The organism is Butyrivibrio sp. AE3009, assembly GCF_000420845.1.
GTDB lineage: Bacteria > Bacillota > Clostridia > Lachnospirales > Lachnospiraceae > Butyrivibrio.
Genome location: NZ_ATVS01000029.1, coordinates 21,404 through 45,846, shown reverse-complemented (window position 1 = coordinate 45,846; position 24,443 = coordinate 21,404). Strand labels below are relative to the sequence as shown.

Genomic DNA, 24,443 nt, shown 5'->3' with positions numbered 1-24,443 from the left:
GAAAGTAATCAAATAGAGGTTCTTAATATGCCTTTAGATGAGTATAATCCCTAATATCTATATCATTTTGCATTCTTGTGCATATGAAAGCTTCATTATCAGTCTCTTTCGTATGCTTTTTCATCTTTCTCAAGACTCTTAGCAACCACTTCATGCATACTAAACGTCTTACATTTGACACTCTTCATATGCACTTATGCAACGTAACAGCCATAATCTGTTCGGCTTAGACTGTGAAATGCATATTAGAAGCAAGTTCCATGAGTAGTTCGTATGCTGCAGTCAGGCTTTTGCGAAATGTTCAAAAGAATGAAGTTTCCCCAAGTATTAATTTATTCTATAGACAGGGAGAATTGAAAAGGGAGGAGGAAATGGCTTACGGTGGCAAAATTTTTACCGCCGGAAGTCATTTTCTCCTCCCGTTCAATTTTTCCGTCAGGGATGAATTAATAAGCTCTGCCCCAGTAGACCATCTTGGTGGCGGGCTTGCCACATACTACGCAGGTGTCGGAAATCTGCTCCTGCTCGAAAGGTATGCAACGGCTGGTTACGTTGTATTCTTCTTTGATCTTGTCTTCGCATTCGCGGCATCCGCACCACATAGCCTTTACGAAACCATTGGTCTCCTTGAAGGCCTCTGCGAACTCCTCTTTGTTCTTAGCTGCGAAGGTGTGTGCCTCAAGGTGTGCCTTTGCTCTTGCAAACATATCCTTCTGGATTGTATCAAGAAGCTCTCCAACCTTAGCAGGAACCTCTGAAATAGCACATTCGATCTTTTCTCTTGTGTCACGACGAACAAGTACGCACTTGCCTGCCTCAAGATCCTTAGGTCCGATCTCAACACGAACAGGAATACCTCTCATCTCGTGCTCGGCGAACTTGAAGCCGGGAGTCCTGTCTGAATCGTCTGTCTTTACTCTGAAGGCTGAAAGGCTCTTAGCGATATCATATGCTGCATCAAGAACGCCTTCCTTCTTCTGCTGGATAGGAATAACAACAACCTGAACAGGTGCGATCTTAGGAGGTACAACGAGACCTGAATTGTCGCCGTGAACCATGATCATAGCACCGATTGAACGGGTTGTAAGACCCCAGGAGGTCTGATTTACATAGTGAAGCTGGTTGTCCTTGCCGGCATACTGGATACCGAAGGCCTTGGCAAAGCCATCGCCGAAGTTGTGGCTGGTTGCGCTCTGAAGAGCTCTTCCATCGTGCATAAGGGCCTCTACTGTGTAAGTAGCCTCAGCACCTGCGAACTTCTCTTTATCTGTCTTCTGGCCTCTGATAACAGGAATAGCCATGTCGTTCTCGAAGAAATCAGCATATACCTCAAGCATCTGCTGTGTGCGCTCCTCAGCCTCTTCGAAGGTTGCGTGAGCTGTGTGACCTTCCTGCCACAGGAATTCGCGGCTTCTAAGGAAAGGTCTTGTCTCTTTTTCCCAACGAACTACTGAGCACCACTGGTTCAGAACCTGAGGAAGATCCTTGTAGGAGTGGATCTCTCCCTTATAATAATCGCAGAAAAGAGTCTCTGAAGTAGGACGTACGCAGTATCTCTCGGAAAGCTCCTCGAGACCGCCGTGGGTAACCCAGGCAACCTCAGGTGCAAAGCCCTCTACGTGGTCCTTCTCCTTCTGAAGAAGTGACTCGGGAATGAACATAGGAAGGTAAGCGTTCTGTACGCCTGACTCCTTGAATCTTGCATCCAGGTGCTTCTGGATGAGCTCCCAGATAGCGTAGCCTGCAGGCTTGATAACCATGCAGCCCTTGATGTTTGAATAGCTTACGAGATCAGCCTTGATACATACGTCTGTGTACCATTGGGTGAAATCCTCATCCATGGAGGTGATCTCAGATACGAGTTTCTTGTTGTCTGCCATTTTCTTTTTCTCCTTTTTGATTTGTTTTAAAGGAATCAAAAAAGCCGATGCTCTTTGATCCCAAATCAGGGACCGAAGTTCATCGGCGGTACCACCCTTTTTAAATCCGCTTAAAAAAGCATAAGCGAATCTCTCTCAACTGCCCCTTAACGCGGGAAACGCTGTATTTATGCCATTTCCGAATAAATATGACCTTCATACAGGACTCCAAGGCAGGTTCACTGTTTCATCCTAAGAGCCTTCCACCAAGCGGCCCTCTCTCTGTGAAGCTTACGCAGCTACTATTCCTCTTCAACGTCTTTATTTATATTTAAAAAAGATTCTATTCGGATTTATGATTATTGTCAAGGTATTAGATGACAGGGGGATGACAAGGGGATGACAAGGGGACGGTTGCGAGTCAATGGGGACGGTTTTTATACCAATGGGGACGGTTCTAAATGGTAAAGTTTTTGCAAAGAAAAAACTTTACCATTTAGAACCGTCCCCATTGGTATAAAAACCGTCCCCATTGACTCGCAACCGTCCCCTTGCCATCTCGGAATCAATTACCTGAGATCGTCACTCCCCCGGCCAGGATATATGGCATAACCATACTTCCGTTACAAAGAAGTTCCTTGGAAATAGCCTTGATATTAAACAGCATGTCAAAAAGGTTAGTGCTGATCATGGTCTCCATGACAGCGCCCTTGATCTTGCCATCCTCAACATAGAAGGCATTCTTGGCAACACCGGAGAGTTCGCCGGTGGCGCCGGGCATTCCGCAGGAAATGGAGCCTACGATAAGGCCTTTTTTGATGCCCTTAACCATGTCTTCGTAAGGAGTATCTCCGGGATCAACCACTGCGTCCATACCGGTATTGCGAGCACGTTCCACACCACACTTATTGGAGGCATAGAGACTTGCTGCAAAGCTCTTTAACACACCTTTTTCGATGACATCGTAGTTCTCTGACCTGAAGCCGTCCAGGGTGTGAACCTCGTGGCAGATGATCCTCTCATCCCAGGGATTCGCCCTGATCGTAAGAAGAGGAGAAGCCACCTGCTCACCGATCTTATCAAGCCATTTGCTAGTCTTGTTTACCAGGGCATTGTCCATAACGGTATTGCCCATCACATAGGATAGAACCTGATATGCACAGGCCGGTGTAAAGAGCACATCGCCCTCAAACTTGTCGCTGATATTTATTGGATCAAGGGAGTTCTCGGCATCTGTCAGATCTTTTTCAATGCTGCCAAGCTCGATCAGCTTCTTATCAAGGTTGTCGAAGTTAACCCAGGACACATTGATACCGGTGGAGTTCTGGCCGTCGTTGCCGGCAAATTCCATAACGATCTGGTAAAAACCGTATTCCGAATCATCGCGGGTTCCGTTGGTATTGATAAAAAGTGAGTGGCCCCGGGTGTACTTGGCAAACATCTCCATGACCTTGATCTTCTTGTGATCCCTGGCGATGTCCTCTGACAGCTCAAGACAGCGCTCCATCAGTTTATCAATATCCGGAACAAGGGCCTTGTTGCTGAAGTTCTCCGGTTCAAGACCGGGAGCGATGTCGAAGCACTCATCGGGGTCACTGGCCTCTGCGGAGGAAAGGGCCTCATCTATTGCGGCCTCAACAGCCTCTTTTTCAAAGGTGTTGATGTATTTGGTACCTCTTTTGTGGTCCTTGATGACCATGATACTGAGGTCGTTGTCAAAAAGGGTTCTGAAAAGAGTGAACTTCCCGTCCTTCATGCTGATCTCGCGCTGGGTAGATTCAGTGATGGTAAAATCTGCCTTCAGATCGCCCTTAGTCTTAATATGCTCTGTAATGATCTCTGAGATCTTCTGTAAGTCAGCCATTTATCTACCTCCTATGGAAATCTTGCATCTGATGGCGGGACCACCCATGGAAACGGGCATCATCTGCTTCTTGCCGCAGTATCCAAGAGGGCACCAGGTTACGGTATCCGAAACCATATCAACAGTCTTAAGAAGGTCGAAAGCTACGCCTGAAACGGTGGTATCAAGGATTGCCCTGCCAAGCTTGCCGTTCTTGATCTCATAGCCGCTGGTGATTCCGAACATGAACTCGCCGGTGAGATCTGCCTGGCCGTTGTTGGTGCTGATAAGATAATAGCCGTCATCTACAGAAGCTATCATGTCTTCCAGGGTATCTTTTCCCGGAAGTACAGTGGTGTTTCTCATCCTGATAAGAGGCTCGTCTGAGAAAATATAGCCTCTTGAGTTGCCGCAGGGCTCAGCGCCAAAGTGGTCTGCGCTCTCCCTGTCGTGCATGTAGCCCTTAAGGATTCCGTTTTCTATAAGCACGGCGTCCTTGGCCACAACACCTTCGTCGTCAAGATATACGGGAAGCGGAGCCTGTCCGCCCCGGAAGGTATGGGCGTAGTCAACGATGCTGACAAGGTCTGATGCAACCTGCTCCCCGATACGTCCGTTTGCTACGGAGCCTCCAAGAACAAGGTCAGCTTCAACAGTATGTCCGATGGCCTCGTGGGCAATCATGCCCGCAACGTCAGGGTGAAGAATAACGGTCTTAACTCCCGCCTCAGCGTATACCCCTTCAGCCTTGTCACAGAGCTGCTTGTGGAGCTTCTCAATCTTTTCATAAATAGGAGTAAGGTCCTTGAAGTGGTCCTCCAGATCTCCGAAGCCACCAATGGCATCGGAGAGCTCGATGGGCTGGCCGTCTGCAGATTTTTTGCTCATCTTTACATACAGACCGCACCTTGGATAAGCCACATGTCCGTCCGCTGCATCGGAGGTCACAATTATCTTTTCCATGGTCATCTCGTTATAGGAAACGCTCCTTGAGAGAAGATCGGGATAGGTCTTCTCGATGTGGGCGTCGATTTCCTTGCAGAGCTCTACGATTCTTTTCTGCTCAAAGTCGATTATCATTCTGGGTGAAGTTACATAGGAACTTCCCAGTGAAGGATAGGGTTCCTTTTTCTGAGTGTTGTATTTGCCAAGATATCTGGCATTTTCTGTGGCAGCCTTGATGGTCCTTGCAGCAGCTTCCTCAGAGTACTCTGCAGTTGAAGCAAAGCCGTAGGCTCCGCCAAGATACACTCTTGAGCAGATGCCACGTTCCTCGGATCTGGAGTTACCGATTAGGTTGCCGTTTTGGATAGAAACCGATCTGTACCTGTTTTCCTGACCGCGAAGAACGGTCTGCAGGCCGGTTTCAAAGAGACTTTTTTGTTTCAGTAAGATGTCTTCCAGCATTATTTCTCCTCCAATACTTAGTTTCCCCTCAGAAATCATTGTATAGGTCGGGCAAACATACTTCAATAGCGGATTACATGAGGAACTATAACAACTTCATTATTTTCAACATTCTGTTTTATGTAAGCACTTACATTGGAATTTCTTTTTCATTATGATTGTCTTACAAATTTTGCTTAAAGAGCGGATATTGATGGTTGGTTACGTAAGAGGAGGGCTCATGGGAGACGGCAGATTTGATCTATTAACATTTGGAGAGATAATGCTGCGTCTCTCACCCCCGAACTACGAGCGCATGACAAGAGGCGATGTGTTCGACAAGAGGGCAGGAGGGTCAGAGCTGAACGTGGCTTCAGGCGTTGCTCTTCTTGGACTTCGTACCGGAGTTATCTCAAGACTTCCCCAGAATGCACTGGGAACTTTTATCAAAAACAGAATCCGTTTCGAGGGAGTATCCGACGATTACCTTATCTACGATGAGTCGCCGGAGGCAAGACTTGGTATTTACTATTACGAGAACGGCGCAGCTCCCCGTAAGCCATCCATTGTTTATGACAGGATGAATTCCTCCATCACCAGAATTTCACTGGATGAGATACCGGAGGATGTGTACACTTCCACAAGGATGTTCCACACCAGCGGCATTTCACTGGCCCTTAATAAGAACACCTGCGAGGTTGTTACAGAGATGATAAGGCGCTTCAAAAAAGGCGGCGCAATGGTATCCTTTGACTGCAACTACAGAGCCAATCTCTGGAGCGAAGAGGAGGCAAGGGCAGCCATTAATAACATTCTTCCCTATGTGGATATTCTTTTTGTATCAGAGGAGACTTCAAGACGCATGATGCAGAAAGAGGGCGAGCTATCCGAGATCATGAAGAGCTACACCAGAGATTATCCGGTGAAAATAGTATGCACCACCCAGAGAGAAGTAATAAGCCCCAGGAAGCATAACTTCACCTCTACTATCTACGATGCAACAGCGGATGAATTTGTAACGGAAAAGCCATATACAGATATTGATGTTATAGACAGAATAGGTTCCGGAGATGCCTATGTATCCGGCGTTCTCTACGGAATCCTTAAGTACAATGATGTGAAAAAGGCGCTTTCCTACGGAAATGCCACCTCCAGCGTCAAGAACACTATACCGGGAGACCTTCCCGCCAGTGACCTTCGTGAGATTGACGGCATCATTGCAAACCACAAGTCAGTGGGACCGGTAAGCGAGCTCAATCGCTAAGTGGTAGCAGCTGACATTTACAATGCCGATTTACGTTCGCCATAACGTATTTCCTTTATAAAAACCTCTAATGAAAAGACCGGTTCCTCCCGGTCTTTTCTGTTATTCTGATATTCTATATTCTATTCCAGTCATTCCCTTGTCATCATGTGGGAATAGTACTTCCTCTTAAAATCATACATTCTTTTATCCGCCAGAATGAAGACGGTGTGGGTATCCCTTTCCTCGGCCTCGGTGCTGAAGGCGTAGCCGTAGGATACGCTGTGATTAACCTCAGGATCCTTTTCGTCCAGATCTTCAAGCTTGCTGATAAGAAGCTTGATCCGATTATCCAGACTCTTTCTGTCAATGCCCTCCAGAAGAACAAGGAACTCGTCGCCGCCTATCCTGCAGCAAAAACCAAGCTCGGAGAAAGTCTCGGACAGGGCTTCCGCAAAGGATTTAAGGAGCCTGTCTCCTGCGGGGTGGCCTGCGTTGTCGTTTACTTCCTTAAGGCCGTTGAGGTCGAGGCTTAAGATGCAGTAGTCTCTGTCTGTATTATTGAGCTCAAGGAACTTTTTGTCGCAGCTGGCTCTGTTGGGAAGGCCCGTAAGATTGTCGGCGTAGGCAATCTGTCGCAGCGACGCATACGCTCTTTTCTGGGAGAAGGCATGTGTCATGAAGATGAAGTAGTTAAGGAGCTGAACGATGGCAAAAAACATGGCTCCCAGCGGCAGTGCTACAAGGACAGGACTCTGCCTGTAATCAGTGTACAGATGAAGGGCAGTTACAACTGCGTATACCACGAACATTGCAGACAGCACGCAGACTCCTGCCATCAGCGTTCTGGTGGTGGCATTCTTGATTTTCCTTCGAAGGTCCGTGATCTCATAGCCGGTGATAATGATAATGCTTATTGCCGACAGAGTCAGGTACGGAACCTGGAAATGGTGAATATGGACGATGTTCAGGACATGGAGCACGATGAACAGTGTTGAAAATGACATCGAAGCTATGCCCAGAACGGTAACGACCCTGTTGTTGTAGCGCTTATGAAGATCCAGGATAAGCAGGTAAATAAAGGGTACCAGCAGGTACTCCGCCACATGCTCTGCGAAGGTACTGAAGGAGTTGGTGATCAGAATCTCCGCGCATTCATAGGAGCTGATTATCCACACGCCGATCAGCATATTCATCAGGGAACAGATGACCTGAGTGGATACGCCGGAGGATTTCATATAAAAGAGCAACGATATGGACAGGAAGACCTGACCGAAGATGATCAGGAAAACACCGGTAAAGAGTGGAATGTAAACGCTGCTTAGCTGATATCTGTACAGGTCGTCGAAGTTACCTATCATGGGGCTTACCATATCTGCGGAGGTGTTGTTTTCCACCACAAATAGCCTGATTGAAAGAGTCTTGTTCTGAAAATCAAGGGGGAGTGCGATCTTGTTATAGCCCTTGCCCACAAAATGGTTGTCAATCATGGCTGACAGATCCTCACTGGCAATGAGTTCGTCGTCGAGATAGACTTCATAGGCCATGTACTGTGTCTTGAACAAAAGGTATGGGAAAGGAACGTCAGGAGAGCTTATAGGAACCGCATAGGTGAGAGTCAGATTGTCGCCTCTTCCCAGGGCAGCTCCTACCTTGGAACTCATTTTTTCCAGATTAGTATTTATGTACTGCTCGTTGTGGTAGGTTACGGTCCAGCCCTTTTTGAGTGTCATGATCGGGTATTGGGGTGTGAACTTAAAAAGCATCTGAAGGAGCAGGATTATAACCGAGATTATGACCAGAGATATGGTAACGAAGGATATAGTCTTACGCATGTGCAGTCACCTCCGTTTTACTCTGGTGTTCCCGCTTCATCTCATACATGCGGTTGTCCGCCAGCATATAAACCTCCTGGGCAGAGCCGTGAGGAACTTCGTAGCTGTAGGCATAGCCGTAGGAAGCGCTGTAGCTGAATTTGGTTTCTTTGTGATTCCACTCGTTGATGAGGAAGTAGAGCTCATGGATACGCTTGGTCAGGTTGAGGGCTCTGTCCTCTATCATCACTACAATGAACTCGTCGCCGCCCATTCTGCCTATCAGGTTGGCATCCCAGAAGCAGTCCGAGAGAATGGTGGCAAAGCCGGTGATAAGGCGGTCGCCCTCGTGATGCCCCAGTGTGTCGTTGACCTGCTTGAGCTTATTAAGGTCAAGGCTGATTATGGCATAGGCGCCCTTTTCCTCCGAGAGCATGCTCATCATCTGCTCGCAGCGGGCTCTGTTGGCCAGTCCCGTTAAGGGGTCCGTGTAGGCCAGATTGGCGATCCTGCTCTGAAGAGAATCGTAGTTGGTACTAAATACGTTGAAAAAGAGATAACTTACCAGCAGGCAGGATACCAGAATCAGGGACCCCACAGTGGTTCCGTTAAGTTCTGCGTAGGCTTCGCCGCTGCTACTAAAGAACACCAGATAGTTGTATTTTACAATGTCATAAAAAGCGCACAGGGCAAAAAGAATGATGCCCACAAGGAAAATATTGTCGGAGCTCATGTTCTTTTGCTCCGCTTCCTGTCTGGTCGTCACGTAGAAATAGATTATGAGTACCACTACCAGAACGCACTCGGACAGGGAAATGCTGTGCAGAAAAACGGTGTAGGACGTGAATCTTCTGATATGAAGAAAGTGGAGCGCAACGGAAAACAGGAACAGGCATACATCAGTGATGAAAAGGCCGGTGAAGATCTTTTTGGCCTTACCCGTGTATACGGACATAAGATACCCCATGAAGGCCGTGGGAATGTTGTAGAGGGAGCCGTACTCCAAGATGGTGTTAAGTACAGGGTTACACACAAGGCCGTCAATGATAAGGTAGTAGCACAGCATATAGGTGCCCAGGGTCAGCGAGATAAGCCCTGAGAACAGAAGCCTTATGTCATGATTGTGATAGATAAAAAGATAAGGCGACAGTATCAGCAGTATAAGTCCAAGAGTAAACAGGAATATTCCGGTAAAAAAGCTGGCTCTGAAATGAAGGGATCTGTGCGTCATCAGGTCTGCTCTTGTACCCACTTGAAGGGGAGAAAGTCCGGAAAAGCTTCCGCGCATGGTGCCGGTCAGCTCTATTCTAAGTTCTTTGCCAGCGTAGTCCTCTCCAAGGGGAACTACATTGATCTTGTTGGGAACGGTGGTGTTGGTGTCGTAGTAGTTCTGGCCGAAGGTGTAGATCAGCTTATCATCTAAGTAAATATTAACGATTGCTCTGATGGAATGATAGGAGATACAGGGATGCTCGAAGCCGAATTCCTCCAGGGTGCGGGAAAAAGACACGGTCTCGCCCTCGTCGATGATGCCTACGCCGGAAGAGGTGAGGGGAGCGGTGGTGGTGGAGTGGTCTGTTTTGGTGATGGTGAAGCCTTCGGTGAGCTGGAGAAAGTTGGGGGTGGATTTGGTGATGCGGTCGTTGTAGCCAAGAAAAAAGAACCCCGTAAACAATAGTGCGAGGAAGAAGAAAGCTATGCCTGTTTTTTGGATGCTCCTAAATTTCATTACAAAATCCTCTTTATTTCATATATTTTACCATAGAAAACCCTCGAAAAAAAGTGCGGGAGATTGCCGTCATTCATGGGATGTCCGCGGTGGGAGGGGCTTTGACGGCTTCCGGGGCTTGGGACTTCCGGGGGAAATCATCACAAAAATACTTGTTTTCGTGCGCCTCCTGATTCTCTAAGACTCGATGTCGCCGGAATGACTCCTACTCATGCCTATTCGTGGACAGTCGTCATTCCGTCGCCCTCTCGTCTTGAGAATCATCTCGTCGTACAAGAACTGCGCATTTTCGCGATGCTTTCCCCCGAAAGTCCCAAGCCCCGGAAGCCGGCGAAGACTGTGAACCGCGGGACAGCCCATGAACGGCTGGCGACAGCGGCACTTTTTTCGGAGGTGCTATGAAGAAATATATGAAATGTAGAGGAGTTTAGGTGGAATTTGGGAACAGGCAAAGGGGCGCTTCTTCCTCGACAGTTTACGGCAGCAATAAAGAATGAAATAACGGCTGCGCCGTAATTTCATTCCGCGAAGCGGATTTTCACTCATCTACGATGAATTTCATTTTTCCAAAAAAAGGGGTCTCCTATTTCAGCAGACGCAAACTGTAACTGACGGCATCCATAAAGTGAGAGCGGAAAGGGGCAGGCGGGGAGGGGGAATTACGAGGGAAAGTGTCGGGAAAATGCGCAGTTCTTGTACGACGAGATGATTCTCAAGACGAGAGGTCAAAGGAATGACGACTGTTCACGAATAGGCATGAGTAGGAGGCATTCCTTTGGCATCGAGTCTTAGAGAATCAGGAGGCGCACGAAAACAAGTATTTTTACGGCGCTTTTCCTCGTAATTCCTCCTCCCCGCCTGCCCCTTTCCGCTCGGACTCTATACCAACGCTACAGTTGCGTCGGTGAAGGGTGTAGGATATTATTAAGATATGAAGATTAATATGCCGAAAAATGCGAAAAAGATTCTTGACACCATCCACGAGGCAGGTTTCGAGGCCTACATCGTGGGAGGCTGTGTTAGAGATGCACTGCTGGGAAGAGAGCCGGGAGACTGGGACATCACCACCAATGCACTGCCGGAGGATATCAAGAAGCTTTTCAGAAGAACAATAGATACAGGAATTGAGCACGGAACCGTCACTGTAATGATGGACAAGGAAGGATATGAGGTAACCACCTACAGGATCGACGGTAAATATGAGGACAGCAGGCACCCCAGCGAGGTCACTTTTACCAAGAACCTCACTGAGGACATGAAGAGACGAGATTTTACCATCAACGCCATGGCCTACAACGAGGAAGAGGGACTGATCGACAGGTTTGGCGGAATTGAGGATCTAAACAGCAGGGTTATCAGATGCGTCGGTGACCCCATGGAACGTTTTTCCGAGGATGCCCTTCGTATCATGAGGGCGGTGAGATTCTCTGCGCAGCTGGATTATTCGATTGAGGATAAGACAAGGCAGGCCATCAGGGAGCTGGCGCCGACACTTGAGAAGATCAGTGCTGAGAGAATACAGGTTGAGCTGGTTAAGCTCCTTACTTCTCCCCATCCGGACAGGATCAGAGATGCCTACGAGATGGGTGTTACAGCGGTGATACTTCCTGAGTTTGACAGGTGCATGGCCACGGAGCAGAACAATCCGCACCACATGTACAACGTGGGAGAGCACATAATCCAGAGTCTTCTGTATGTACCTGAGGATAAGGTGCTGAGGCTCACAATGCTGCTTCACGATCTTGGCAAACCGGAGACAGCGACTGTAGATGACAAGGAAATCAGCCATTTTTATCATCACGCCGAATATGGCGCCAAGATGGCAAGAGATATTTTCAAAAGACTTAAATTCGACAGGGATACCATGGAGCTTGTCTGCAAGCTGGTGCTTCACCACGACGACAGGTTTCCTGCCGAGGAAAAATATGTAAGGCGAGCCATGAACCGCATCGGAGTAGAGGAGGTAGAGCTACTTCTCAAGGTAAGATATGCGGACACCATGGCCCAGAGCGAATATGCCCGGGAGGACAATCTGGCTCTCATTGAGAAGACCGGAGAAGTCTACAGGGATGTTTTGCAGAAGGATCAGTGTGTGAACCTAAAGAGTCTTGCGGTTAACGGAGGCGATCTTATCCGGGCGGGGGTAGCACCGGGTAAAAAGATGGGAAGCATCCTTGAAGCCATGCTTTCGGACGTCATCGATGAGCCCGCCCACAATACAAAAGAGTATCTGATGGGTGAATTGGAACGCTTTGCCAAGGCCGCAGAAGAGGCGGGCAGCGACGCATAAGCTGCACTATGAGGGGTAATTATGAGAAAGAGCGGTAAGATCGAAAGGACGATAACGGCTTTGATTCTGATGGCTGCCTTTGTTTTGTCAGGAATAGGCAGCGAGGCTGTCAGCGCTCAGAGTAGTGAGAAAGTGAACATTTCGCTGGTTGGTAAGTACGACTCCGCAGATACAGCGGCCATCAGGGATATTGACCTGGAGGGGCGGACCATCAGGTTCAGGAACCATTCCACGGGAAGAACCTATACTTTGAACTATGACAACACCAGCATGATGTACGATAAATACGGCGGGCCGTTGTCTCCGGCGCTTCTTAATATAGGGGAAGTGGTGGATGTGACTTTCCTTAAGAGCACCAAGAAGATCACGACGCTGAACATGTCTGACAAGGTTTGGACTATTGAGAACACCAGAGATCATGAGCTGTCCAGGGGTGATGGCACAGCCAAGATCAAGAAGGATGTGTACAAGCTTGATGTGAGGACTCTGGTCATGGCAGACGGAGATCTGGCGCTGCCTGAGGATGTTCTTTCAACGGATACGATCACTGCAAGGGGCATCGGCAAAGATGTCTACAGCGTCATCGTCACCGGCGGTCACGGCTATGTGAGCCTTTCCTCTGATACGGTGGAGGACAGGAGTCTGGTGGGAGCCTGGATCGAGCTGGACAACGAGGTTATTCACAAGATCTCGCCCAACATGCTGCTGAGTGCGCCGGAGGGTGATTACAAGCTGCAGATCCTGGGTAACGGGGCCAATTATCAGCAGAATGTCAGTATCTCAAGGAATCAGGAGACTGTGGTTGATACGGGCAATGTTGTTATATCGAGGCCCAAGGAAGGCCTTGTGACCTTCGAGATCAAGCCTGAGGAGGCAGAGGTCTTCGTTGATGGCAAAAAGGTTCTGACGGGCACCCCTGTGACCATTCAGTACGGATATCATAATCTTAAGGTAATGGCTGACGGATACGAGACTCAGACCAAGTATCTCAAGGTGGGAACACCTAAGTCGGTCATTCAGATAGAACTGGAAAAAGATGCTGCGGCTTCGGATGCAAGTTCCGACGAGGATGATTCCGAAGATGCTTCCAAGTACAAATCCAAGACGGACAAGTCTTCGGAGAAAAAGAGTAAAGACAACGGAAGTTCAGCCAAGAAGGCTTCCAGCGCCGCCAGCAGCGCATCCTCTAAGGATGTCAGCGCCAATGACTCCGACAGGAAGAAAAAGAAAAAGGACGGAGATCTTATCGAGGGCTACAAGGTATATGTGGATGAGCCCTACGGCGCAGAGCTGTATCTGGACGGCAATTATATCGGGATAATCCCCACCAGCTTTAACAAGGTGTGCGGAAATCACGAGATCATTCTTAAAAAAGAGGGTTATCAGACCAAGAGCTACAGGGTTAACATAGATGCCGAGGAAGAGAATGACACCTACAGATTCCCTGAGCTTGTGAAGATCAAAACGGATGATCCGTCCGAGGGAAAGAGCTCGGAGGGCTCCTCCGAGGGTTCCTCTGAGGGCAGCAGCGCTGCCAGCTCCGCTTCCTCAGAGGATGCGGGAGGCGCAGCCTCCGGCGATAGCGGAACCGGAAGAAGCGGCTATGGCGAAGCTGCATCGGGCGAGAGCACCGGCACGGGCGCCGGCTCCGATGGCTCCGGGGGTGACTCCGGGGGCGAAGCTTCGAACGGAGGCACCAAGGATACCGGCGGCTCGGAGGGTGCCGGCTCCGGAGGCACAGGCGCAGGAGGCAGCGATGGCGCCGACGATGCAGCAAGCACCGCTTCCGGCGGCGAATAGCCTTATTAATGTGCCCCGGCACAAATATTTACAGACAGAATGGAGAATTACAGCAACATGAGATTAGACAAATATTTAAAGGTAACAAGACTTATCAAGAGACGCACCGTGGCCAACGAAGCCTGCGATGCAGGACGTGTCACCATCAACGGCCGCCCCGCCAAGGCTTCTGCCGAGGTTAAGGTGGGAGATAAGATCACCATCGGCTTTGGCAACAAGGATGTTAGCGTGGAAGTCCTGGATGTTCAGGAGACAATACACAAAGAGGACGTGACTAATCTTTATAAGTATATTTGACGTGGTCAATATAGCGTATTACAATGTATTTAGAGGTTTTATGAGAAAATCTATATATTGTGGGGTACAAAATGGCACGCAGAGCACGTTATAAGAGGCGTGGCTTTCAGAATAAGGCAGGCATCATCCTGACCACAACAGTAGTTCTTTTCCTGGTAGTTGCAGTATCCATCAAGGGATACGGTCTTAAGCAGAAGGCCAATGAACTTCAGGAGAAGGAAGCACTTCTTCAGCAGCAGATCGAGGAAGAGCAGGCCAGGAGCGAGGATATCGCCGAGTTCGAGAGATACACGCACACACGTAAATACATAGAGGACACAGCTAAGGAAAAGCTTGGATTAGTCTATCCCGGTGAGATTATCTTCAAGAACACCGGCAACTGATATTACAAATCATAGCGCAGACAATGTACGGGGACGTATCTGTCTGCGCTTAGTTTTTTGAATGAGGCACGTCCCGCCGCAAAAGAGAATGAACGGATTTGAGAACAAAGTTTATAACTTCATAAAGAAAGAGCGGATGCTGGAACAGGCAGACGCTGTAGTGGTGGGCTTTTCCGGCGGAGCAGACTCAACGGCCCTGATGACGGTTCTGTATGAGCTTAGAAGACTTCTTGGAGTAGAGCCCGTGGCAGTTCATATCAACCACGGTATCAGGCAGGATGCGGCAGAGGACGAGGTATTTGCCGGGAATTACTGCAAGGAGCGGGGGATCCGCTTCATCTCGGTTCAGGAAGATATTCCATCGCTGTCTAAGAAATGGAACATGACAGAGGAGGAGGCAGGCCGCAAGGTAAGATATGAAGCCTTCAATAAGGCGGTAACAGACCTTGCCGGAGAAGGGAAAAAGGCAGTAATCGCCGTTGCTCACCATGAGGACGATGTGGCGGAGACTCTGCTGATGAATCTCCTTCGGGGCTCGGGTCTAAGAGGAGCCGGCGCCATAAGACCCGTTCGCGACAACGTGATAAGGCCGCTACTGTGCGTCACCAGAAGAGAGATTGAGGAATATCTTCAGGAAAAGGGCATAAGTTACTGCACCGACAGTACCAATGCCGAGAGCATTCACACCAGAAACAAAATCCGCAATGAGGTGATGCCATATCTGATAAAAAATATCAATGATGAGGGCGCGGAGCATTTATCCCGTGCGGCTACGGATTTTGCCAGGGCAGATGAGTATATCAGAGGGCAGGCAAGCGAGCTTTTTTCACGAATCGTTACCATTACGGGGGGAAAAGAGGTGTCATTTAATGTGACAGAGTTTGGCCTTCAGCCCGGTATCATCAGAGAGTACCTGATACTTATGTGCTTTGAAGCGCTGGTCACTGCCAGGAAGGACATTACAAGAGCCCATGTGGAAGCGGTTCTTGAGCTTACGGATACAACAGACGGAGGAGGGTGTTTGAATCTTCCCTATGACATTCTGGCAGAAAGAAACTATAATGAATTCAGGATGTTTGTTCAAAATACCGGGAAGCGCGAAAAAAGTGAAACATCCGTGGAAACCCGTTTTGACGTGCTATCGCTTTTAAAAGATAAAAATAGTCAAAAAATTAACATAAATTTGCCGGGATTGGGTGTAGCGGAAATTGAAATTTTAGAGTACAATGGCAAGACACCATATCCTACTGCTTCATATACGAAGTGGTTTGATTATGATAGAATACAAACAGCTGTCTTTAGGACAAGAGAGCCTGAGGATGAGATAATTCTCGATAAAGGCGATGCTTTTTACAGTAAGAAATTGTCCAAATACATGACGGATGAGAAGATTCCGGCAGTTGTGAGAGACAGTTTGCCGATCCTGGCGGAGGGAAACAGCATCATCTGGGTTCCGGGTTACCGCTATGGCAGCAAATACAAGGTCAGCTCAAAAACCAAAAGAATTTTGGCTATAAATATAATCAATGGAGGAAATAACAATGGCTGAATCAGTTCGAATTCTACTTACAGAGGAAGAGGTTGACAAGAGAATCAGTGAACTTGGAGAGATGATCAGCAGAGATTATGCAGGTAAGACAGTTCATCTCGTATGCGTACTTAAGGGTGGTGTATTCTTTATGTGCGAGCTTGCCAAGAGAATCACTGTTCCTGTAACAATGGACTTCATGTCCGCATCAAGCTACGGCAGCTCAACCAAATCCAGCGGAGTGGTCAAGATCGTTAAGGACCTTGACGAGCCTTTGAAGGACAGGGATGTTATTATAGTTGAGGATATCGTAGACTCAGGAAGAACACTGTCATACCTTATCAAGATGCTGGGAGACAGAGGACCTGCAAGCATCAAGCTCTGCACAATGCTTGATAAGCCTGAGAGAAGAGTTACTGACGTTAAGGTAGACTACACAGGTTTTGAGATACCTGATGAATTCGTTGTGGGTTATGGTCTTGATTATGACCAGAGATACAGAAATCTTCCATATATAGGAGTAGTCGAATTCAATTAAACTTTGGGGGGAAAGAAGTTGAATCGTTCAAGAAATTTTAGTCCCATCTTTATTTTTGCACTGATCATGCTGGTATTTGTGGTAATACTGGAATATGGCTCAAGTCTTATGGCAGGAGGCAGTACCACATATTCCAGAGCCTTATTGGAGAGTGATGTCACAGCAGGGAGAGTCAAATATGTTGTGATCATGCCAAATGCTGAGACGCCTACAGGCTCTGTGAAAGTCAGCTTCACCGAGGGAAAAGATGATGTGACCTTTTATACCACAGATGTGGTATCGCTGGAGGAGTTCCTGACAAGCAACAATGTCACCGTTGAAGTTAAGGACATACCTACAGAGAACGTACTGATTAACGGCATAATTCCCATAATAGTGGGACTTGTGCTGATGGTCTTCATATTTAATCTGATGACCAATATACAGGCGGGCAATTCCGGCAACAGCAAGATGATGAACTTCGGCAAGAGCAGAGCCAAGATGTCCACCGGTGAGGAGAACAAGGTCAAGCTAAATGACGTGGCAGGTCTTAAGGAAGAGAAGGAACAACTTGCGGAGATAATTGAATTCCTGAAGGACCCCGGCAAATTTACCCAGGTGGGAGCAAGAATTCCCAAGGGAGTTCTGATGGAAGGCGCTCCCGGAACAGGTAAGACACTGCTTGCAAGGGCAGTTGCCGGTGAAGCGGGAGTTCCCTTCTTTAGCATCTCCGGCTCCGATTTCGTAGAGATGTTCGTGGGCGTAGGTGCTTCAAGAGTAAGAGACCTTTTTGCCGATGCCAAGAAGAATGCACCCTGTATCGTGTTTATCGATGAGATCGACGCCGTTGCCAGAAGGAGAGGAACCGGAATGGGCGGCGGACACGACGAGAGGGAGCAGACCCTGAACCAGATGCTTGTTGAGATGGACGGCTTTGGCGTAAATGAGGGAATCATCGTCATGGCAGCCACCAACAGAGTGGATATTCTCGATCCCGCAATTCTTCGTCCCGGACGTTTTGACAGAAAGATTACCGTTTCAAGACCGGATATTGGCGGAAGAGAAGAGATCCTCAAGGTTCACGCAAGGAACAAGCCTCTTGCAGAGGATGTTGACCTTAAACAGGTTGCTCAGACTACTGCCGGATTTACCGGAGCAGATCTTGAGAACCTCCTGAACGAATCGGCCATCAATGCAGCCATCGGAGACAGGAAATTCATTACACAGAACGATATCAACAAAGCTTTTATACAGGTTGGAATAGGAACAGAGAAGCACAGCAGGATCATCTCCGATGAGGAGAAGAAGATCACTGCCTACCACGAGACGGGACATGCGATCCTCTTCCATGTTCTTCCCGATGTGGGACCTGTTCATACCATATCTATCATCCCTACAGGCCTTGGGGCAGCAGGTTACACAATGCCTCTTCCGGAGAAGGATGAGATGTTCATTACCAAAAGGAGAATGCTCCAGGATATTATGGTTTCTCTCGGGGGGCGTATTGCAGAGGAGATCATATTCGGAGACATTACCACCGGCGCTTCCAGTGACATCAGGAAGGCCACACAGGAAGCCAGAAACATGGTTACCAAGTACGGCATGTCCGATAATATCGGCGTGATCAACTATGATGAAAATGAGGAAGATGTTTTTATCGGCTACGACATATCTCACAGCAAGAAGCACAGTGAGCTTATGGCGGGAGAGATAGACAGGGAGGTTAAGACCATCATTGACAAGTGCTATGCCAAGGCCAAGGAGATCATCCTTCAGTATGAGGATATTCTTCATGCCAGCTCCGAACTTCTTATAGCAAAAGAGAAGATCGGAAGGGAAGAGTTCGAAGCACTTTTTGAGGGTCATGCTATCACTACCGATGTTGAAGTGGCAATTTGACGGGCGAAAACGTTTAAGTCTTGTTAAAAATCCACAAAAACGAGTAGCTGTTTTTAGTAAATTTGTGAAGTATGTGTCTTTACTCATGGGTAAGTGGGTGTTAGTATAATATGCGTAACCCCCCAATACATTATATAGTTTTTTGCTATACCCCATAAGAAAGAAATACCTTCTCTAAAAAGACAGCTTGCCGCTGTCTTTTTTGCTTTATACGAAAAAATTGGGGTACAGAGGATTTTATGAACACTAAAGCTTTTTTCCACGACATGACGCTGGACTACTTAAGACCTGCGGAACCGGATTCAAACAGAGTTACACTGGTGCGCTTCAGATGCGGAAGCGGCGAGGCTGAGAGTATAGAGCTTATCTGGAATAACGAAAGACATCCCCTTAAGCTGTCGGAAACTGAGGGGGAATTTGATTACTTCGAGACCAGAGCCAAGACCGGAACAGGACCTTTTACCTATTATTTTGAGATCAGAGGCAAGGACGGAAGCTTTTTTGCCTACGATAAAAGAGGGTGTTGCAATGAGCCCATGGAGAGCATGAAGTTCAGGGTTCTTCCTGATTTCGCAACCCCTAACTGGGCCAAGGGCGCTGTAATGTACCAGATATTTGTGGACAGGTTCTGTAACGGAGATCCTTCCAATGACGTGGTGGACAGGGAGTATGCCTACAACGGCGGCTACAGCCATCATATCGCGGACTGGGATGCATATCCTGCCACCAGCTTTGATTTTTGCAATTTCTACGGGGGAGATCTTCAGGGAGTTCTTGATAAGCTTGATTATCTCAGGGACCTGGGCATTGAGGTTATCTATTTTAACCCCTTGTTCGTATCCCCTTCATCCCATAAATACGATATTCAGGACTACGACCACATCGATCCCCACTTTGGCAGGATCGTGAAGGATACCGGTAAGGTTCTTGCGGAGGGTCAGTACGACAACAGCCAGGCCAGCAAATACATCAGCAGAGTGACGGATAAGACCAATCTCACCGAGAGCGATATGCTCTTTGCAGAGGTGGTCAAAGAGGCTCACAAAAGAGGCATCAGGGTAATCCTTGACGGTGTCTTTAATCACTGCGGTTCCTTTAACAAGTGGCTGGACAGAGAGAGAATCTACGAAAAGTCCGGTGAGTACGAAAAGGGTGCCTTTGTAGCAAAGGACAGCCCCTATCATGACTATTTTGCCTTTAACGGAGGCAACTGGCCTTACAACGGAAATTACGACGGATGGTGGGGCTATGATACCCTGCCCAAGCTTAATTATGAGGGCTCCTCCGACCTGGAGGAGTACATTCTTGAGATTGGAAGAAAATGGGTGTCACCGCCATTTAACGCAGACGGCTGGAGACTCGACGTCGCAGCGGATTTGGGACATTCTGCGGAATACAACCATCATTTCTGGAGACGATTCAGACAGGAGGTATTAAGTGCCAATCCTGAGGCACTGATCCTTGCAGAGCACTACGGACCTGCCAAGGACTGGCTCATGGGTGATCAGTGGGATACTGTCATGAACTATGACGCCTTTATGGAACCTGTCAGCTGGTTCCTTACAGGAATGGAGAAGCACAGTGATGAATTCCAGCCCTACAGAGTGGGTAATGCGAGACAGTTTTTTGACACACTGCTGTATGCCGGAGGTGAGAACTTCACAACCTCTTCTCTGTACTGCGCTATGAATGAGCTGTCCAACCATGACCATTCCAGATTCCTTACAAGGACCAGCCAGAAGGTGGGAAGGACGGAGACTCTTATGGCAGCCTCAGCCAATACAGGCATCAAGAAGTCGGTGCTGAGAGAAGCTGTTGTTATGCAGATGACCTGGCCGGGAGCGCCCACTATTTACTACGGCGACGAGGCTGGTGTATGCGGCTTCACCGACCCCGATAACAGAAGAACATATCCCTGGGGCCATGAGGACAAGGCCCTCATTGATTTCCATAAGGAGATAATAAACATTCACAAGACCTGCCCTGAGCTTAAGACGGGCTCTGTGAGAGAGCTTCTTGCAGATTATAACTTTATTGCCTACGGAAGATTCAACAGGACTGCGGCAACGGTTGTGGCTATCAACAACAACGATTTCATGGAGACCAAGGAGATCGAAGTATGGCCCCTTGGAATTCCGAGGAACGCCAAGCTGTCAGTTCTTATGAAGACCGATAATGCGGGATATTACACCACTAACACAACATTTTCTGTGGTGGAGGGAGTTCTTACACTGACACTTCCCGCAAGAGGCGCAGCCATCCTTCGTTACAACAGTTTCGAGGCTGTATCCAGTGATGAATTCTGGGCTGAGAACGAACTTGATTTCGGAGGCAATGAAATACACTAAATTTGTTTATTTTTCTGAACTACAAGTATATAATGAAATATAACTATAACCATCAAAAACACAAGTAAGGGAGAGAAACAAATGTTAGTATCCGCAAAAGACATGCTTGTAAAAGCAAAAGAGGGCCACTATGCAGTAGGCCAGTTCAACATCAACAACCTGGAGTGGACAAAGTCAATTCTCTTAACAGCAGAAGAGCTTAAGTCCCCTGTTATCCTCGGTGTTTCCGAAGGCGCAGGCAAATATATGACAGGTTTTGAGACAGTAGCAGCAATGGTTAAGGCTATGGACAAGAGCCTTGGAATCACAGTTCCTGTAGCTCTTCACCTTGATCATGGTACATATGACGGATGTTACAAGTGCATCAAGGCAGGTTTCACATCCATCATGTTCGACGGTTCACATTATGACATCGAGGAGAACGTTGCCAAGACATCTGAGCTTGTTAACGTATCTCATCAGCTTGGCCTTTCAATCGAGGCTGAGGTTGGTTCCATCGGCGGCGAGGAAGACGGCGTTGTAGGAATGGGCGAGTGTGCTGATCCCGATGAGTGCAAGAGAATCGCTGATCTCGGCGTAGACATGCTTGCAGCAGGTATCGGTAACATCCACGGCAAGTATCCTGAGGGATGGCCGGGACTTCGTTTCGACGTTCTTGATGCTATCCAGCAGAAGACAGGCGTTATGCCTCTCGTTCTTCACGGCGGCACAGGAATTCCTGCAGATATGATCAAGAAGGCAATCACACTTGGCGTATCCAAGATCAACGTTAACACAGAGTGCCAGCTTTCATTCGCAGAAGCTACACGTAAATACGTTGAGGCAGGCAAGGACCTCGAGGGCAAGGGATTTGATCCTCGTAAGCTTCTTGCTCCCGGCGCTGAAGCTATCAAGGCTACAGTTAAGGAGAAGATGGAACTCTTCGGATCAGTTGGCAAGGCTTGATAGAAGATTTACATTCGAAAAAATTAGGAGACGGGGCCCGGGTTCGGACCCCGTCTTTTTTAGGAGTAAACTATGCATAACGAACTTACAAGAAAAGACATTGAGGATATGGAGGCAGAGATCGAACACCGCAAATGCGTGGTTCGTAAGGAGCTCCTTGAGCATGTAAAGGAAGCAAGGGCTCAGGGGGATCTGTCCGAGAATTTCGAGTACTATGCGGCTAAAAAGGCCAAGAACCAGAATGAAAGCAGAATCAGATTCCTGGAGAGAATGATCAAGACCGCAAAAGTAATTGACGATAAGGCCGGTGAGGACGAAGTTGGCATGAACAAGTCTGTTACGGTCAAGATCGTGGAGGACGACACCGAAGAGACCTACAAGATTGTCACAACCATGAGACAGAACTCTCTTAAGGGGCTTATCAGTGTAGAATCTCCTCTTGGCAAACAATTACTTGGACATAAAGTAGGTGACCGTGTTAATATTGTAGTAAGCAATGATTTCAATTACGATATTATTATTACCAAAATTGAGAACACGGGTCTCACGGATGATGATGTGATAAGAGACTTCTGATCTCGGGAAATGGAGGTTTTATGCGCGTTTTTCAGCCTGTTGACCCTTCGGATATTGAAGATGGACCATATACCTTTGTGGGCGATAAGATCATTATCACCAGTACAGATGGCAAGAAGGTTAACATCACTGCGGCTGCCTGGGGCGGCGTAGGATATCTGTGGGACAAGCGCCTTGTTTTTATCTTTGTCAGAAAGAGCAGATATACAAGGGAACTGCTGGATACAACGGGAGAGTTCTCCGTAAGCTTTGTTGACCAGCAGGAGTTCAGAGGAGCGCTGAAGTACCTTAGTCTTGTGTCCGGAAGGGACGAGGATAAGGTGGCCGGTGCGCGCATGAATATCGGTTATTATGAGGGCATCCCTTATGTAGAAGAAGCGGGGGAGGTCCTTATCTGCAAGACTGTTTTCAGGCAGGAGCTTGAGAAGGAAGGCTTTATGGAGGAAGGCCTTGCCGAAAAGTTTTATAAGGATGAGGGTGAGTACCACATCCTCTATGCGGGAGAGCTATTGAAGATCCTGTTAAGATAAGCGGTTTTGTTTTACATATGAACATGGGGATGAAGATATAAGACTGATAAGTTGAGGTATCTATGAAAATCAGCAGAATCAAAAATATCTTTGTCGGAATGATTACTACCTTGGCGGTAGCAGCAGGGGCGCTGAATGGTTGCGGACAGGCGGCGAACCCTGCTGAAAGTACGCCAAATGCATCATCAGAAGCATTGCAGGAGGCTGCTTCGGATACAACCTCCCGTGAGCAGACTATCGGAAAACCCACTGCCGACGAAAGTACCGATATCGGCGGTGAGAAGATCACAATTCGCATAGCATCCTGGTACCAGGAGAGCTATCTTACCAATCTGAAAAACTATTTATCTGAAGAATTTCCGGAGTATTCCTTTCACTTTTTATATCTTGAAAAAAACAATTATGAGGCCCTGATGGATGATCAGCTGGCCTGTAAAGCTGCGCCCGACATTGTGTGCATCGATCCGCCAATGGCCAGAAAGCATGCAAAGAGCGGTAATATCATGAATGTATCGGATATAACCGCAGCTTTTTCCGAGGAAGGAAAAGAAGCCTTCACATATGACGGTAAGGTTTACGCCGTACCCAATACCTGTAACTACGAGTGCTTTTTCTACAACAAGAAGCTGTTCGAGGAAGAATGGAAAAAAGAACCTGCTGATTACATGGAGTACATAGAGCTCTGCGATTATTTCAGGCTGGAGAAAAATATGAAGCCTCTTGCTGCCGGTTTTAAGGATGAGAGACTTCTGGCCAACAGTGCGATTATTTTCCCCAATGCCGGATATTTCACTACTATATATGGCAAAACCTTTGGAGACAGGCTGCAGTTTGGCAAGGCATCTTTTTACAAGGAGCTGTATGCGGACCTTAGCCTGTGGGAAGTGCTCCTGGAGCATGAGATTCTGGTTCCGGAGATGTTCCTTCTTGATAAAAGAGCAGCGATAGAGGAATTTGCCACCGGCAAGGCGGCAATGATGGTGGGAGAGCCGGCTGATTACGCTCAGGTGATGGAAACCAACCCCGAAATGGAGGTGGGAATCTTCGTCATTATGGATAAGAGGAATAAAGAATCGGCAATGATAGGCGGGAATGAGTGCGGCTTTGCAGTAAACAGCTATGGCAAGCACGTGGAGGAGGCTAAGGCGTTTGTGGCAAGCCTCGCAACGACAGAGGGGCAGGAGGCTCTGTGGAGGGACAGAGTGGGAAGTCAGACCTATCTGGCCAACGTTAAGTTCAGCAATCCTGACAGCTTTGACCCGATCAGGGATATTCTGGAGGAAAACAGACTGGTGGCGCCTTATTACAGCTGGGGCCCCCATAGCAGAGAATTGTATCAGACCTTTGGACGAGAGCTTCAACAGGTGGTGCTGGATAAAAAGGACCTGGCCACTGCATTACAGGATATGGACCAAGAGGCGCAGTTAATCCGAGAAGAAGAGTGGTAATAGAGGGG

General features: G+C 47.9%; 18 protein-coding genes and 1 other annotated feature. Of the genes, 13 read left to right on the top strand and 5 right to left on the bottom strand.

Annotated elements, in window-relative coordinates:
• Nucleotides 1-446 precede the first annotated feature (446 nt).
• From proS to G588_RS0113615, 3 genes are all read right to left on the bottom strand, one after another.
• Nucleotides 447-1,880: a proline--tRNA ligase gene (proS, locus tag G588_RS0113625; RefSeq protein WP_022779291.1), complete on the bottom strand. Its 1,434-nt coding sequence runs from the start codon at nt 1,878-1,880 to the stop codon at nt 447-449.
• A 64-nt stretch (nt 1,881-1,944) separates the two neighbouring features.
• Nucleotides 1,945-2,184, bottom strand: a binding site (T-box leader).
• A gap of 240 nt (nt 2,185-2,424) precedes the next feature.
• On the bottom strand, nt 2,425-3,723 hold the full coding sequence (locus tag G588_RS21695; protein WP_022779290.1) for a TldD/PmbA family protein: 1,299 nt from the start codon (nt 3,721-3,723) through the stop codon (nt 2,425-2,427).
• Complete coding sequence (locus G588_RS0113615) at nt 3,724-5,109, bottom strand: TldD/PmbA family protein (RefSeq protein ID WP_022779289.1); 1,386 nt, start codon at nt 5,107-5,109, stop codon at nt 3,724-3,726. It lies immediately after the preceding gene.
• Between the two features lie 220 nt (nt 5,110-5,329).
• On the opposite strand from G588_RS0113615, the gene G588_RS0113610 reads away from it, so the two are divergent.
• Nucleotides 5,330-6,352 carry a sugar kinase gene (locus tag G588_RS0113610; protein WP_022779288.1) on the top strand — a complete coding sequence of 341 codons (1,023 nt, stop codon included), beginning with the start codon at nt 5,330-5,332 and terminating at the stop codon, nt 6,350-6,352.
• A gap of 131 nt (nt 6,353-6,483) precedes the next feature.
• Here the strand turns inward: G588_RS0113610 and G588_RS0113605 are convergent, their stop codons facing one another.
• Complete coding sequence (locus tag G588_RS0113605; protein ID WP_022779287.1) at nt 6,484-8,166, bottom strand: GGDEF domain-containing protein; 1,683 nt, start codon at nt 8,164-8,166, stop codon at nt 6,484-6,486.
• On the bottom strand, nt 8,159-9,874 hold the full coding sequence (locus G588_RS0113600) for a GGDEF domain-containing protein (RefSeq protein ID WP_022779286.1): 1,716 nt from the start codon (nt 9,872-9,874) through the stop codon (nt 8,159-8,161). Before G588_RS0113600 ends, G588_RS0113605 begins: the two co-directional genes overlap by 8 nt.
• Nucleotides 9,875-10,805: 931 nt before the next feature.
• On the opposite strand from G588_RS0113600, the gene G588_RS0113595 reads away from it, so the two are divergent.
• From G588_RS0113595 to G588_RS0113540, 12 genes are all read left to right on the top strand, one after another.
• Nucleotides 10,806-12,164, top strand: a complete 1,359-nt coding sequence (locus G588_RS0113595) for a CCA tRNA nucleotidyltransferase (protein ID WP_022779285.1) — start codon at nt 10,806-10,808, stop codon at nt 12,162-12,164.
• Between the two features lie 21 nt (nt 12,165-12,185).
• Nucleotides 12,186-13,964 (top strand): PEGA domain-containing protein, encoded by a 1,779-nt coding sequence (locus G588_RS21690; protein WP_022779284.1) that lies wholly within the window; start codon nt 12,186-12,188, stop codon nt 13,962-13,964.
• Nucleotides 13,965-14,021: 57 nt separating this feature from the next.
• A complete protein-coding gene (locus G588_RS0113585) occupies nt 14,022-14,261 on the top strand; it encodes an RNA-binding S4 domain-containing protein (RefSeq protein WP_022779283.1) in 240 nt (79 codons plus the stop codon).
• Nucleotides 14,262-14,332: 71 nt separating this feature from the next.
• Complete coding sequence (locus tag G588_RS0113580) at nt 14,333-14,644, top strand: FtsB family cell division protein (RefSeq protein ID WP_022779282.1); 312 nt, start codon at nt 14,333-14,335, stop codon at nt 14,642-14,644.
• Nucleotides 14,645-14,732: 88 nt separating this feature from the next.
• Nucleotides 14,733-16,193, top strand: a complete 1,461-nt coding sequence (gene tilS / locus G588_RS0113575; protein WP_022779281.1) for a tRNA lysidine(34) synthetase TilS — start codon at nt 14,733-14,735, stop codon at nt 16,191-16,193.
• Entirely contained in the window at nt 16,186-16,710 is a 525-nt protein-coding gene (hpt, locus tag G588_RS0113570; RefSeq protein ID WP_022779280.1) for a hypoxanthine phosphoribosyltransferase, read from the top strand. Before tilS ends, hpt begins: the two co-directional genes overlap by 8 nt.
• An 18-nt stretch (nt 16,711-16,728) precedes the next feature.
• Complete coding sequence (ftsH, locus tag G588_RS0113565) at nt 16,729-18,588, top strand: ATP-dependent zinc metalloprotease FtsH (protein WP_022779279.1); 1,860 nt, start codon at nt 16,729-16,731, stop codon at nt 18,586-18,588.
• A gap of 239 nt (nt 18,589-18,827) precedes the next feature.
• Nucleotides 18,828-20,936 carry an alpha-glycosidase gene (locus G588_RS0113560; protein ID WP_022779278.1) on the top strand — a complete coding sequence of 703 codons (2,109 nt, stop codon included), beginning with the start codon at nt 18,828-18,830 and terminating at the stop codon, nt 20,934-20,936.
• 81 nt (nt 20,937-21,017) lie between these two features.
• The gene (gene fba, locus G588_RS0113555; RefSeq protein WP_022779277.1) at nt 21,018-21,881 is read left to right on the top strand and encodes a class II fructose-1,6-bisphosphate aldolase; all 864 of its coding nucleotides are present in this window, start codon (nt 21,018-21,020) and stop codon (nt 21,879-21,881) included.
• Between the two features lie 72 nt (nt 21,882-21,953).
• Nucleotides 21,954-22,457, top strand: coding sequence for a GreA/GreB family elongation factor (locus tag G588_RS0113550; RefSeq protein WP_022779276.1), 504 nt, complete (start codon nt 21,954-21,956; stop codon nt 22,455-22,457).
• 20 nt (nt 22,458-22,477) lie between these two features.
• Nucleotides 22,478-22,987 (top strand): flavin reductase family protein, encoded by a 510-nt coding sequence (locus G588_RS0113545; RefSeq protein ID WP_022779275.1) that lies wholly within the window; start codon nt 22,478-22,480, stop codon nt 22,985-22,987.
• 62 nt (nt 22,988-23,049) lie between these two features.
• Nucleotides 23,050-24,435, top strand: coding sequence for an ABC transporter substrate-binding protein (locus tag G588_RS0113540; RefSeq protein WP_022779274.1), 1,386 nt, complete (start codon nt 23,050-23,052; stop codon nt 24,433-24,435).
• Nucleotides 24,436-24,443 lie beyond the last annotated feature (8 nt).

Bases quoted from the DNA above. Each gene is read 5' to 3' on its own strand.
- G588_RS0113610 (WP_022779288.1), top strand. From the start codon at position 5,330: ATGGGAGACGGCAGATTTGATCTATTAACATTTGGAGAGATAATGCTG.
- G588_RS0113595 (WP_022779285.1), top strand. From the start codon at position 10,806: ATGAAGATTAATATGCCGAAAAATGCGAAAAAGATTCTTGACACCATC.
- G588_RS0113550 (WP_022779276.1), top strand. From the start codon at position 21,954: ATGCATAACGAACTTACAAGAAAAGACATTGAGGATATGGAGGCAGAG.
- G588_RS0113580 (WP_022779282.1), top strand. From the start codon at position 14,333: ATGGCACGCAGAGCACGTTATAAGAGGCGTGGCTTTCAGAATAAGGCA.
- G588_RS0113600 (WP_022779286.1), bottom strand. From the start codon at position 9,874: ATGAAATTTAGGAGCATCCAAAAAACAGGCATAGCTTTCTTCTTCCTC.
- fba (WP_022779277.1), top strand. From the start codon at position 21,018: ATGTTAGTATCCGCAAAAGACATGCTTGTAAAAGCAAAAGAGGGCCAC.
- G588_RS0113605 (WP_022779287.1), bottom strand. From the start codon at position 8,166: ATGCGTAAGACTATATCCTTCGTTACCATATCTCTGGTCATAATCTCG.
- tilS (WP_022779281.1), top strand. From the start codon at position 14,733: ATGAACGGATTTGAGAACAAAGTTTATAACTTCATAAAGAAAGAGCGG.
- hpt (WP_022779280.1), top strand. From the start codon at position 16,186: ATGGCTGAATCAGTTCGAATTCTACTTACAGAGGAAGAGGTTGACAAG.
- G588_RS21690 (WP_022779284.1), top strand. From the start codon at position 12,186: ATGAGAAAGAGCGGTAAGATCGAAAGGACGATAACGGCTTTGATTCTG.
- G588_RS0113585 (WP_022779283.1), top strand. From the start codon at position 14,022: ATGAGATTAGACAAATATTTAAAGGTAACAAGACTTATCAAGAGACGC.
- proS (WP_022779291.1), bottom strand. From the start codon at position 1,880: ATGGCAGACAACAAGAAACTCGTATCTGAGATCACCTCCATGGATGAG.
- G588_RS0113545 (WP_022779275.1), top strand. From the start codon at position 22,478: ATGCGCGTTTTTCAGCCTGTTGACCCTTCGGATATTGAAGATGGACCA.
- G588_RS21695 (WP_022779290.1), bottom strand. From the start codon at position 3,723: ATGGCTGACTTACAGAAGATCTCAGAGATCATTACAGAGCATATTAAG.
- G588_RS0113615 (WP_022779289.1), bottom strand. From the start codon at position 5,109: ATGCTGGAAGACATCTTACTGAAACAAAAAAGTCTCTTTGAAACCGGC.
- G588_RS0113560 (WP_022779278.1), top strand. From the start codon at position 18,828: ATGAACACTAAAGCTTTTTTCCACGACATGACGCTGGACTACTTAAGA.
- G588_RS0113540 (WP_022779274.1), top strand. From the start codon at position 23,050: ATGAAAATCAGCAGAATCAAAAATATCTTTGTCGGAATGATTACTACC.